Source organism: Lunatimonas sp., from assembly GCF_020832325.1.
Lineage (GTDB): Bacteria > Bacteroidota > Bacteroidia > Cytophagales > Cyclobacteriaceae > Lunatimonas.
This window is the reverse complement of the sequence record NZ_JAFIEU010000044.1, coordinates 50,367-62,467: the sequence shown is the minus strand read 5'-3', so window position 1 is coordinate 62,467 and position 12,101 is coordinate 50,367. Positions and strand designations below refer to the sequence as shown.

Below are 12,101 nucleotides of genomic sequence, written 5' to 3'. Positions count from 1 at the left end.
TCCATCATTTGAAGTAAAACCACCACCAATTTTGAATGTAGAATGCCTTTTTCATAATCTGTGACAAATATAGAAACCACGATTAATTAAAAAAACAATTGTCATTTTTATTTAACCCAATTAATTGCCCTATTGGCGGGGAGGTGCAGCCGGATTTTCCTCCATCATGCGCTGCTGTTGCCAAACAGGTAGCAATTCCTTTTCCTCCAATTGGGTAAGAACCCCCTCCTCAAAAGTCACCAACAAATAGAAACGCTCATCGGTATTGACCCGGTATACTTTTCGTCCGTCACCCAACTGACTGATGACCGCACTCCGGTTTTGACGGAGGAATTTGGATTCCGACATCCCTAATTGGTAAGGAATCCGGGGCTGAAAGATGGTACAAGCACCCATTAGCAATACAAAAGACAACACAAGGAATCCTCTCACTATACGCATCATTTTTTTCGGTTTATGAACAATCTAATCGTAATCCAGCTTTCGAAACATTTCTATACCCTGAGATCCGTAGCTTCTACGGAAAAATAAGCGATACAAAAGACGCTCCGCTAGCCGTCCTATTCAGTATCAATTATGGTGCCGCAAAAGAACGTATGTGCCAAAATGCCCGAAAGCGCGGATGGGGCCTTTGCTATGACCATCAACCAGCCTACCAAGAAAACGCCAAATCCAAAAATATTTTGGATTTGAGAATGAGTTTTTTACACCTTTTTCCGCTGAAATCCGTGGGATCGGCTTGCAGGAAAGGGTAAATTATGTACCTTTGTATCGAGCGGCACGACCAGCTCCTGCTGAATCCCCCAGGTCCGGAAGGAAGCAAGGGTAGGCGGTTGTAGCGGTGCGATGCCGCTTATTTTTTTCTTTTTTTTCCACGTTCCGGTAAACACTGACGCGTTTTAACCATAGAATTATCAACCAAATAAACCATAACTAGCATGAAATTCTTTATTGACACGGCTAACCTAGACGAAATTAGGGAAGCCTACGATCTGGGTGTATTGGATGGCGTCACCACCAACCCCTCCCTCATGGCCAAAGAAGGTATTAGTGGAGACGAAAACGTCACGGCACATTACAAGGCCATTTGCGATATTGTCGACGATAAAGTAAGTGCCGAAGTAATTTCCACCGCATTTGAGGGAATGATCAAAGAAGGCAAGGAATTGGCCAAAATCGATGATAAGATTGTCGTAAAGATCCCCATGATCAAAGATGGTATCAAGGCAATTAAATATTTTCACAGCGAAGGAATTCGGACGAACTGTACGTTGGTCTTCTCGGCTGGACAGGCCATTTTGGCGGCAAAAGCCGGAGCTACCTACCTCTCCCCTTTCATAGGACGACTGGATGACATTTCGTTCGATGGACTGGAGTTGATCGAGCAAATAGCGCACATCTACCAAAACTATGATTTCGAAACGCAAATTCTCGCTGCTTCCGTAAGGCATACCATGCACTTGATCAAGTGCGCAGAAATAGGCGCAGACGTGGTTACCTGTCCACTAAAAGTCATTACCGGATTGTTGAACCACCCTTTAACGGACAAAGGGTTGGCCCAATTCCTGGCCGATCACGCCAAGGTAAACAAAAAATGAGTCCAGCGTAGAGGGTAAAGTCAACAGCTTTACCCTTTTTTGTGTTACAGATACTAAATCGAATCAGCTAATCGGATCTTTTCGGTCCGATTTTCGTTATTTGCAACATAGTCATTTGAAAGAAAGGGTCATGTACATCATCAAAGTGAAAGGAAAGGCGAAAATACCTGATTACATTCAGATCAGGGACGAAAACTTTGTGTTAGTCGCCTACTTTCGGGCGGACCGACCACTTAAAAACATTGAAAAATTCGGCTGGGAAGGCAAAGAAGCAGAGCTGGAATCGCTCATAAAAGACCTCCCATTCGGAAAACTCCAGAAATTAGCCCTCTAAATCGCATGGTTTTTTCCAGTGAACCCGTTGTAAACGTCTCCAATGCCAGTGTATTTCAGGGAATCAACACGGTACTTACAGATTTGAATTTTTCGATCGAAAAGGGAGAGTTTGTTTTTTTAATTGGCCGTACAGGGAGTGGAAAAAGCTCCCTGCTAAAAACGCTCTATGCCGACCTACCCCTCATCATGGGAGAGGGAACTGTGGCCGGCTATCCACTCAATGGTATCAAAACCAAGAACATCCCCTTCCTCCGAAGAAAACTGGGGATTGTATTTCAAGATTTTCAATTGTTCCCAGATCGGACTGTATCGGACAACCTGCATTTTGTCATGCGGGCTACTGGATGGAAAGACAAGACCAAAATGAAAAGCCGCATGATCGAGGTGCTGATGGGTGTAGGTCTTGGCGGTGCTTCCTCCAAATTTCCCCATCAGCTATCAGGAGGGGAACAACAGCGTGTGGTAATAGCCAGGGCCTTATTGAACGAGCCTGCCATCCTATTGGCCGATGAGCCTACCGGTAATTTGGATCCGGAAGTGTCGGATGGGATATTTAAACTTTTTCAGGAGATCAATAAACGGGGTACCGCAATCCTAATGGCGACCCATAATTACGAACTGCTAAAGAAGTATCCATACCGAATTCTCAAATGTGAAAACGGCCGGCTGTTGGACTCGAAAACGACCAAATTCCAGATAGGCCAAGATTGGGCTCTATAGGAGGTTTGTTTGATACCGTTTGGTTTTTGGTAACTAGGGGTTTCGACCCGTGGCATGACGATGAAGTCCTGTGGGCACGTTTTGGCCGCTACCATGGCGATACCGCCCACCAGTTCCCGCCAAAACCTCCTGCAGCTTGGGCAGACATCCGTGCCTTGGCCAAGAAACTACCCGAACTTGGAGACAAGGCAGATTCAGCCTGAATCGGGCTTTGGCGGGGAAGGCAGTGCTGCTTTAAAGCGAAGCATGTATGTAAACGCCGTTGTGAAGCGCAAATTAGGCTTGACTTATACGGACGGATTTTATAAATTTGTACGTATAACTATACATTATGGATACGAAATTAACATTGAAACTCGACAAATACGTGATTGACAGAGCAAAAGCGTATGCTGCATCACACAAAAGGAGTTTGTCAGGCATGATTGAGTCTTACCTTAGAACATTGATTTCCCAGGAAGACGTTCCATCCGGTTCAGACATTGAAATCTCACCATTTGTCAAAAGTCTAAGAACAGGTGTGAAGATTCCTAATGACTATGATTATAAAAAGGCGTATGGCGATTATTTAGGGGAGAAATATAAATGAAAGACAAACTATTTCTTGACACAAATGTGGTTGTCGATTTATTAGGTGAACGCGAACCCTTTTATGAATCGGTAGCTAAAATAGCAACACTTGCAGACAAAGGAGAAATACACTTAGTCGTTTCTGCGCTAACCTATTCAACGGTTTTTTATTTGCTGTCAAGATTTGAAGATAAAGAAGTTGTTAAACAGAAAATCCGAAAATTCAAGGTAATTGCTGAGACTTCGGACCTGACGAGTAAAGTGATTGATAAAGGATTGTTATCTAAGTTTGGAGATTTTGAAGATTCCTTGCAATACTATTGTGCTGTAAATTCGGACTGTAGCATATTAATTACAAGAAATGGAAAAGATTTTAAAGAATCTGAAATACCAGTTTTGACTCCGTATGAATACCTAAAAATTTGGAATGCCAGATAAGTATGTGCTAAAACTAGGTTTTTCCTTGTGGGTCGTAGCATCAAATGGATACGTGCATACTTGGTAGGGGGTTTGCGCAAAGCTATCCGGACAATAGAAAGGGATTCCGCAAAGAATGGCTTTGGCTTCACCAACATTAGGCACCTGATATCGTCAACGAATGTGTACACCCCTACGGGGTTTGCCGCACCATATGTCCAGGGGCGAATTTTGGCGGCAGCTGGGGCGACGGTAGCAGGGTTGAATCATATGGCAAACCATGCAGTAGAATCATTGTTATTAAAGCACTATGTCAGAGGACTACATGGTGTTGCAGATTTGGATGCAGAAAGCAAGTACAGAGAAAATAACGCACACATAGCAGATCAAATAAAGGAGAAATATTTCAAAGGTTATAGTCTGAAAGGAAGGGGCCTTAAGTCAAGGAGCTTTGAAAGTGGCTTGTACGATGGGGAAGAAATTCATTTGTTTTTACTAAAAAATGATGTAAACTTAGATAGTTATGACAAATATAATAACTTGGTGGACTTTGGGTTAAACAGATTCTGGAAAGGTAGCCAGACCATCGCTCTAAGGCAGGGAACGCTAGACTATTTTTTTGCTAGCTTCAAAAGTATCCAAGCTAGGGACAACTTCTTCATAAAGCACTACGATAATAGGTTTTTTAGAAGGTATAATGAATTTGTTAATAGGTTTGGTGGCAAATAAAATGAAAATGAGACTCTATAAGTATTTGATACATTGTATATTGCTCTGCGTTCCATTTCTTGAAGGGTTTTCAAATGATCTGTTACAAAAAAGATGGATAAACCTAAACCCTTTAGATTGCGAAAGTATTGTTATACTTGATTTGCGTGAAGACGAGTCCTACTTTGTATCCAGGGAGGAAAAAACAAAAATCAGATGGGAAGTCAAATCCAATAAATCCTTAATAATTACGAATGAAGAAGGTGAAATATGGAAATTACAGTATAAGATTGAAAATGATTTTCTACAGTTGCAAATGGCGGAACAATCCATAACAATGGCAAACACCGATTCTATCAGCAATATCGATAAAAGTTATTCCTTCTTGATGGGAGATTTGACAGAATCCTGTTGGGTCGACCGCACCAGGTTCAGGGTAGACAGCTACTTTGATTTCATGGACAACGGGCTGGGAAACTTCAGTTATGAAAATGATAGTGATGTACTTAATCAGAGAATACGGTGGCAATTAGAGGAATTCTCAGGTTTTTACTTTTTGAATATCCATATGGTGATGGAATATAAAATACTGTTAGTAGAATGGAACGAAAGTTTTATAAAAGGAATGATGGTTAATTCTGGAAAATTAGAAAGTGTGATCTTTGAAAAAGAGAACTGGGACATTCCCAAAAAGTATGAAAAAGAGAGGTTGTTGGTAGGGGATTGGGAACTGCAGAATTATAAACCTTCAGTTATTTATTCCAGACCTCCATTGTCTATATCTATTAGGTCCGAAAAAGAATCTCTTCCTTTTGTTTTAAAACACGTCTGTACTAATAAAGAAAGTAGTGAAAATGGATTTTTGAAGCTAAGCAAAAACACTATGGTCTTACTGTTGGAGAAAACACCTGCCCAAGAGCCTTTATGGTTTGAGATCATAGAGTTGACCCGACATAAGCTTTCATTGAGCATATCAGGAGACAGTTATATATATCGAAGAGTAGCGAATTGATAATAATTGCACTCGCAAGGACATGAAAAGTTATACTAGGAAGTAGTAGCAGAAGAGCCCGGATATTATTTTATCCCGGTACCGAGAGTCCGGCACCGTCGGAAGCGTTTCCTAAGAAAAGATCGGGACAAGCTTTTGATGATTTTAGCGTGGAGTTGTTTTGGGGTTGATCCGCAGGATCAGTTTGCCTCGCCATATTTAGCCATGGAGGGCAGAACGTTAAAAAATCCCTCCAGTGACGAGATTTAGTGAGGAGCTAGCCTGCGGGGCAGGCCGGTGATGATGGATCCGGACGGGGAGATAGCATTTCTGGCTGCCATTGCAATCGGCGCAGCCCTAGGTGGGGCAGGATATACGGCCAGTGTAGGCTTTAGTAAAGGTGGGTTTGAAAACTGGAATTGGGGGCAGTTTGGCAAATCCCTTGCAATAGGTGCAGTATCCGGCGCAGCAACCGCTGGAATTGGATCAGCTGTTGGAGGATTTGGGGGAACCGCGGGCTCTTTTGGAGGCAAGGTACTTAATGAAGTAGGAAGGGCAATGCTTCATGGACAAGCAAATTTGATGGTTGGGACCGCCTTTGGTCAAAGTCCTTCACTTTCAATGTATGCAGCAGGGGCCTTCGGTTCATTAACGGGATCGGCATTGCATAATGCTGGTCCGTTTGGTCAAATTGGGGGGTCAGCCCTGGCGGGAGGGGTTGCATCAAAAATGTCCGGGGGAGATTTTTGGAGAGGTGCAGCTGTTGGGGCGACTGTGGCTGGGTTGAATCACTTGCATACGTCCTATAAAAGGTACCTTTTTGAACGGTACGATGGAATAGAACATCCCGGAGTCCTAAACTTGAAAAATGCCGGAAGAAATAAAGTTGCTGTTCATTTATTAAAAGGTATAAAACATCATATGGTTAATGGAACAGATATAGATCTTAATGGATTATTTGACTGCTTAAGTTCAGAATGTTTGGGAATTGGAGGGACACATCTATTGTCTAGGGTAAATCAAGGTGCTGTAAATTCATTTTTTGGGCCAAGCGGTGACCAGTTTGCATCTTTTTCAATTGGTGATAGAAACGTAAAGATGTTGTATGAAATCCCATTTCATGGGTCAATCAAAGGGTTGGTTTTTCCACACCACAATTATCAAACTAAGACATTCGAAAATGGAAATTGGGGAATAAGGTGGGGTGGACCGAGTGGTTTATTTTTGAATTTTAGGAACCAAACTAAATTTATGAGTAACTGGATTTTTGGAAGATGAGAGCAATTATATTTATGCTAATGGTATTTATCCTCTGTTTTTGTTCGAGTAAAACAGAATTAAATGATGAGGAAAAGTTGATTTTTGACGCTATGAAAGACTATCAACTTATCGGAGAAAATGGAAAGGTCGCTTCTTTAATAGATCTTACGTCGGAATTTGAAGAAATTTTAATTGAAAGGAAATATCTTGATTCTGTATCAAAGGAATCTTATTATGAGTTTTATTTAAAATACGTGGTAGGAGATTATTATATAGATATGAAGGAAATATACAAAAATAATAATATATTTATAAGCATGACTTATCCCTCTAACCTGAGTAGAGGTTGGTATATTTTCGATGAAGTTCTGAAGTTACAAAATGGCAATGAACTTGAACGTTCTACCATAAGTAAACTACACCCAGTTTTAGAACAGATGCTTCTTTCAAATGTAATCGAGCCAGATCTTTTCAAAGCATATTTAGAAGCAGTAAATGACAGTGATTTTGAAAAGAAGAATATTTATAGGGTGCCACTTTTGGTTTTAATATATGATAGTTTAGTATGGAAAGAGTAAGATTTTACTAATTTAAAATAAGCTTTAGCCGCTAGAATTGGTGTAAAGGCCTGGCCACGGGATCCAAATCACGGAGGCAGGGCAACAGTACCGAGTGGATCAACAGCGTGACCTATTATGACAACTACTACCAGCCCATACAGACCATCTCCACCCATCAGCTGACGGGCACCGTAAAGACATCCTCCCTGTACGCCTTCTCCGGAGAGGTGGAGAAGACGGTGAATACCTATACCTACACCGGCAACCAGCTTACGGCCGTGGCCGATGCAGCTCCGACTGGGTGTAGAATCCTCTACACCCTCCTATTTCTAAGTTCCTTTAAAGTCGAAATCCCTTATTTGCCATTTGCAATGGCTTACTAAAGAACGTCTTAGTAAACAAAAGTCCGCCATTTTGAACTCCGTCTGGCTTAGTTTTGCAAAGGCATGCTAACCAAACATCCGTTAACAAATTAAGGTCATTTTTTTCATTGGTGATTTGTATGCAAATAAACTATTTTCAGCTATGGGAGAGGCTTACCAACCCCGAGCTATCGGGGGAGATCAGGAAATCGAGCACGAGGAAATCGTCCCCCGCGGAGATGATTGATTTAGCGAGATTCAATCTGGCCTTTAAAAATAAATATTAACAGATTAAAACCACGCGATTGAACTTTACCGCACTGAAATGATTGAAACTAGAATGAATTATATTCACGAGAATCCGGAAAGGGCAGGAATAGTGGAAATACCTGAAGACTATATATGTTCAAGCGCAAGGAATTATGCTGGGTTATTGGTTTGATAGCCGTCGATTATTGGTAATTCCGTGCTTTTCCAATTGCAAATTGGAATTAATAGAAGGGTGTAGTTGCAAACTACACCTAGCCCGAGGGTTTCAACCCGTGGCTTGACAACGAAGCCCCGTAAGCATATTTTGGCCGCTACCCTGTCAATACCGCCAACCAGTTCCCGCCAAAACCCCTTACTGCCCCAACTGGGTGTAGAATCCTATACACCCTGATATTCCTAAGCTCCTTTGCAGTCTCAATCCGTTCAATGCCATTTGCAATGGCCTACTAAAGAACGACTTAGAAATCTAACACCTTGTTTTTCTAGGCGGTACCTAACATAGAGTCCTACACCACCGCCATCTTCTACGACGAAGAAGCCCGGGTAATCCAGACACTTTCCCAGCACCAGCTTGACGTAGAGGTACAGGCCGACAAGATCGGAGGAACTGAAGCCTGCGCAACAGAAACACCATCCGCTGGGGTAAACGTAACTTAACTAAACATAAAAATCGTTAACTTTAGGAAACAAATAGAAAATCAGAATGGATATCCAATCAATCAAAGTCGACCTTATCCACTGGCTCACGGAGCTGCAGGACCGAACAATACTGGAACAGTTGCAGGCTTTCAAAAATCGGCAAGAGGAAGGCATAAGCGATGCCCACAAAGCATTGTTGGATGAGCGGATAGCTTTCTATCAAAAGGATCCGGACAGCGTATTGGACTTGGATGATGTAATGAAAGATCTTGAAAAGGAGCTATGAGCTACAAAATAAAGCTTCTCCACGAGGCTCGTTTGGATATCAAGGAAATCATAGCATGGTATAATGAAGAAAAGCGGGGATTGGGCAAACGGTTTTTTGAATCTTTGAAATCAAGGCTTAATTATATCCGAAAGTATCCAATGCATTGTCAGGTTGGCTATCTGGATGTAAGAAACATATTGGTAGACAATTTCCATACCAGGTACATTTCCGGATAGAGGAATTGGATAAATCGATCATTGTTTTTGCGGTCACGCATACCAATAGGAATCCCAGAGTCTGGAAAAACAAGAAATGAACTCTACCCGAATACGCCCGAAACCCGAAAGATCTCACCGCTTACTGTTGGGTGAGAGCCCCCGACTGGCTGTAGAATCGGCTACACCCTTTTATTCCTAACCTCCTGTGCAGTCGTAATCCCTTTTTCAATGGCTTACTAAAAAACGTCTTAGTAGACGAAGACCAGCAATTTCTATATCCATCTGGATTAGGTTCGAAAAGGCAGGCTAACCAAAAATCCGTCAACAAAATACAGTCCTATTATTCAATTTGTACATGCTACGCGGATAACCTATGCTAGATTAGGCAGTCTGATAGCCGTGGATTATTGGAATCCAAGCATACTATTGTTACCCACCAGTCTGATTATTAACTAAAAGAGGCTGTTTCATCACCTGAAACAGCCTCCTCGGAAGAGCGGATAACAATTGCTTTATTATAAGGAAGCCAAATTCGTCTTTGCCAGCTCAAAATCAGGACTTTTCTGTAAGGCTTCCTCGAAGGCTACCTTCGCTTCGTTATTACTGCCTTGATCTTTGTAAATCAACCCTTTTAAGTTTAATGCAGCCGCAATCATACTTACTTCCTGGGATTGATTATTCTCCGTAGGAAAGGTGAGATTCTGCTCCCCGGCCTTGTTATTCTTGATAAGCATATTGACAGAATTCATCGCCTCGTCGTACTTCTTCAACGTATACTGTAAGTAGGAAGTCTTGTACAGGCTGAACAGGTCTCCGGATAGCAAGTGTAGGCTCTCGAAATGCGGCAGGGCTCGCTCCAAAGCACCTACCTGCTCCAATGAGTAGGCGGCAATCTCCAACGCCGAGATGTTTTTACTATCGCGCTCAAGCATGTCCATGGCCACCAACGCGGATGAACTGTATTGCTCCATTTCAAAGTACAGGGACGCTAGCGTCTCAGGATACCGAAGGTTCCTGGGATTTCGTTCCATCAGTTCATACAGCTTCACTTTGGCTACGTTGATATCGTTGTATCGTAGCGCCATCTGGTAAATCTTCTCGTCTGCTTGGTTTCTAAGTCGGTTACTCTCAGATACTTCAGCAGGCGCTGTGGCAGAGGTCTCCTGTGCCCAAACTCCGCCTGTAATGATTAATTGTACAACTAAAATCAGAACGCTTTTTCTCATGATTACGATTAGTTATTTTCAGCTCGTTTTAATCCCTTGGCCTCTGCCAATTGGTACATTAACTCCAATGCTTGGTTTTTATTGTTTTGAATCTTACCGTCAAGAATAGCCTCCTTGATTTCCTCCTTGATCTCTCCTACTACCTTGGAGGGTCGAAGACCAAAAATAGACATAATTTCATCACCTGAAACAGGTGGCTGAAAATTTCTTAATTGATCCTTTTCTTCTACCTCGGCAAGCTTGGATTCTACTTTGTCAAAGTTGGCCAGAAAACGCTTTACCTTGGTATTGTTTTTGGACGTAACATCCGCCCTACATAGTTTCATCAGATCGTCAATGTCCTCTCCTGCTTCAAACAGCACGCGCCGCAGAGCAGAATCCGTTACTTCATCCTTCACCAAGGCTATAGGCCTGAGATGAAGTCGGACGAGCTTTTGCACGTATTTCATCCGATCGTCCATGGGTAGCTTCAGCCTGCGGAAGATACCGGGAGTCATCCTTGCCCCCTTATCTTCGTGTCCATGAAACGTCCAACCCACCTTTTTGTTAAAGCGTTTGGTAGCGGGCTTGGCAATATCGTGCATAATCGCTGCCCAGCGTAACCAAAGGTTATCGGAAACAGCAGCTACATTGTCCAAAACCTGTAGGGTATGGTAAAAGTTATCTTTATGGGATTTATCTCCGACGGAATCCACTCCCTGAAGTTCCACCATTTCCGGAAAAAACTCCTGCAAGAGCCCACTGACAAACAGCAATTTGAAACCGTAGGAGGGCTTTGGCGTCAGGATGATCTTATTCAACTCATCGATAATCCGCTCTCCAGATATAATCGATAGCCTATGAGCGTTGTGCATGATCCCGTCAAAAGTATCCGGTTCTATGTCGTAGGTAAGCTGCGTAGCAAATCTCACCGCTCGCATCATGCGGAGTGGATCGTCTGAAAAAGTGATGTTTGGATCCGTGGGGGTACGGATAATTTTTCGCTTCATGTCTCTCAACCCATCAAAGGGGTCAATAAGTGTCCCGAACGTCTTTTCGTTTACGCTTATGGCCAGGGCATTGATGGTCAGGTCACGGCGCTCCTGATCCTCCTGCAAAGTACCGGCTTCCACCACCGGCTTGCGTGAATCAGACCGGTAGGACTCCTTACGGGCTCCAACAAACTCTACCTCCCAATCTTCCACTTTGATCATCGCCGTACCAAAATTCTTGAAGACCGTTACGGGTACCTGATCTCCATAGGTTTTGGCAACCTTTTTGGCAAGGGAGATGCCGTCACCTATACAGACGAAATCAATATCTTTGCAAGGCCTTTCGAGAATCAAATCCCGTACATACCCCCCAACCACATAGGTTTCCAATCCCAGCGAGTCCGCACATTGGCCTACTCGGTTAAAAATCTCCAACCCCTGTAGTCTGTCTTTATAATTCATTTAGCTCAAATCCATTTTACCTGTCCCTCTGCGGATAGGTACAGTTGCTTCACCGACTTGCCGAATAGCGGCAAAGGATGGGGCAACTCCCAAACCTTGCCTTCGCTTAGATCAGGCAAACATACCACTATTTCACCTATTGACCGTAAACTATTCTTCCAAAAGGGATCTTTCAGTACAGCAAATTTAATGATTTCACCTGAAAAGGAGTCTTTCATGACTAGGCGGTTTACGTCGGTATGAAAAATCACCGGGTCTTCTGCCCACTCCACAATGTCTAAGGAAACCTCAGAAAAAGGCTTCGCTATTGTCCTCAATTGGAAGAGGTCGTACAATAAAAATACAGCATTTTCGGAAACGGGCGCCTTCACGGCACTCAACTTACTAAGGCATAGGATATTGCCCCCTGAAATAAGGAGAGAGACTGTACCCAATTCTTTGATTTGCTTGATCCAGGATTCGATAATGAATGGTTTTTTGCACAAAGAAAAAGGATTTTACGGGTTTTTAAAATAAATTCAGGTT

At 42.7% G+C, this 12,101-nt stretch carries 17 protein-coding genes and 1 other RNA gene; 14 read left to right on the top strand and 4 right to left on the bottom strand.

What is annotated here, in order from left to right:
- Positions 1-129 precede the first annotated feature (129 nt).
- Entirely contained in the window at positions 130-444 is a 315-nt protein-coding gene (locus JJU34_RS16420; protein ID WP_228693492.1) for a hypothetical protein, read from the bottom strand.
- Between the two features lie 326 nt (positions 445-770).
- On the opposite strand from JJU34_RS16420, the gene ffs reads away from it, so the two are divergent.
- From ffs to JJU34_RS16350, 14 genes are all read left to right on the top strand, one after another.
- Positions 771-861, top strand: an RNA gene (gene ffs, locus JJU34_RS16415) — signal recognition particle sRNA small type.
- Between the two features lie 77 nt (positions 862-938).
- Positions 939-1,598 (top strand): fructose-6-phosphate aldolase, encoded by a 660-nt coding sequence (gene fsa, locus JJU34_RS16410; RefSeq protein ID WP_228693491.1) that lies wholly within the window; start codon positions 939-941, stop codon positions 1,596-1,598.
- Between the two features lie 130 nt (positions 1,599-1,728).
- A complete protein-coding gene (locus JJU34_RS16405) occupies positions 1,729-1,932 on the top strand; it encodes a fructose-6-phosphate aldolase (protein WP_228693490.1) in 204 nt (67 codons plus the stop codon).
- Between the two features lie 5 nt (positions 1,933-1,937).
- Positions 1,938-2,654 (top strand): ATP-binding cassette domain-containing protein, encoded by a 717-nt coding sequence (locus tag JJU34_RS16400; RefSeq protein WP_228693489.1) that lies wholly within the window; start codon positions 1,938-1,940, stop codon positions 2,652-2,654.
- A gap of 26 nt (positions 2,655-2,680) precedes the next feature.
- Positions 2,681-2,857, top strand: coding sequence for a hypothetical protein (locus tag JJU34_RS16395; protein ID WP_228693488.1), 177 nt, complete (start codon positions 2,681-2,683; stop codon positions 2,855-2,857).
- Positions 2,858-2,985: 128 nt separating this feature from the next.
- Positions 2,986-3,243, top strand: a complete 258-nt coding sequence (locus JJU34_RS16390) for a DUF6364 family protein (protein ID WP_228693487.1) — start codon at positions 2,986-2,988, stop codon at positions 3,241-3,243.
- Positions 3,240-3,662: a PIN domain-containing protein gene (locus tag JJU34_RS16385; RefSeq protein WP_228693486.1), complete on the top strand. Its 423-nt coding sequence runs from the start codon at positions 3,240-3,242 to the stop codon at positions 3,660-3,662. The genes JJU34_RS16390 and JJU34_RS16385 overlap by 4 nt, the downstream gene beginning before the upstream one ends.
- Positions 3,663-3,911: 249 nt before the next feature.
- A complete protein-coding gene (locus JJU34_RS16380) occupies positions 3,912-4,370 on the top strand; it encodes a hypothetical protein (protein ID WP_228693485.1) in 459 nt (152 codons plus the stop codon).
- A gap of 7 nt (positions 4,371-4,377) precedes the next feature.
- Positions 4,378-5,361 carry a hypothetical protein gene (locus JJU34_RS16375; protein ID WP_228693484.1) on the top strand — a complete coding sequence of 328 codons (984 nt, stop codon included), beginning with the start codon at positions 4,378-4,380 and terminating at the stop codon, positions 5,359-5,361.
- A gap of 279 nt (positions 5,362-5,640) precedes the next feature.
- Positions 5,641-6,618, top strand: a complete 978-nt coding sequence (locus JJU34_RS16370; RefSeq protein ID WP_228693483.1) for a DUF637 domain-containing protein — start codon at positions 5,641-5,643, stop codon at positions 6,616-6,618.
- Positions 6,615-7,178, top strand: coding sequence for a hypothetical protein (locus tag JJU34_RS16365; protein ID WP_228693482.1), 564 nt, complete (start codon positions 6,615-6,617; stop codon positions 7,176-7,178). Before JJU34_RS16370 ends, JJU34_RS16365 begins: the two co-directional genes overlap by 4 nt.
- A 107-nt stretch (positions 7,179-7,285) precedes the next feature.
- Complete coding sequence (locus JJU34_RS16360) at positions 7,286-7,543, top strand: hypothetical protein (protein ID WP_228693481.1); 258 nt, start codon at positions 7,286-7,288, stop codon at positions 7,541-7,543.
- 952 nt (positions 7,544-8,495) lie between these two features.
- Positions 8,496-8,717, top strand: coding sequence for an addiction module protein (locus tag JJU34_RS16355; protein ID WP_228693480.1), 222 nt, complete (start codon positions 8,496-8,498; stop codon positions 8,715-8,717).
- Entirely contained in the window at positions 8,714-8,935 is a 222-nt protein-coding gene (locus tag JJU34_RS16350) for a hypothetical protein (protein WP_228693479.1), read from the top strand. The genes JJU34_RS16355 and JJU34_RS16350 overlap by 4 nt, the downstream gene beginning before the upstream one ends.
- Positions 8,936-9,432: 497 nt before the next feature.
- Here the strand turns inward: JJU34_RS16350 and JJU34_RS16345 are convergent, their stop codons facing one another.
- The 3 genes from JJU34_RS16345 to JJU34_RS16335 are packed head-to-tail and all read right to left on the bottom strand — an operon-like array spanning position 9,433 to position 12,061.
- Entirely contained in the window at positions 9,433-10,143 is a 711-nt protein-coding gene (locus JJU34_RS16345; RefSeq protein ID WP_228693478.1) for a hypothetical protein, read from the bottom strand.
- Between the two features lie 8 nt (positions 10,144-10,151).
- Complete coding sequence (locus JJU34_RS16340; RefSeq protein WP_228693477.1) at positions 10,152-11,576, bottom strand: HD domain-containing protein; 1,425 nt, start codon at positions 11,574-11,576, stop codon at positions 10,152-10,154.
- Positions 11,577-11,581: 5 nt separating this feature from the next.
- Entirely contained in the window at positions 11,582-12,061 is a 480-nt protein-coding gene (locus JJU34_RS16335; RefSeq protein WP_228693476.1) for a hypothetical protein, read from the bottom strand.
- Positions 12,062-12,101 lie beyond the last annotated feature (40 nt).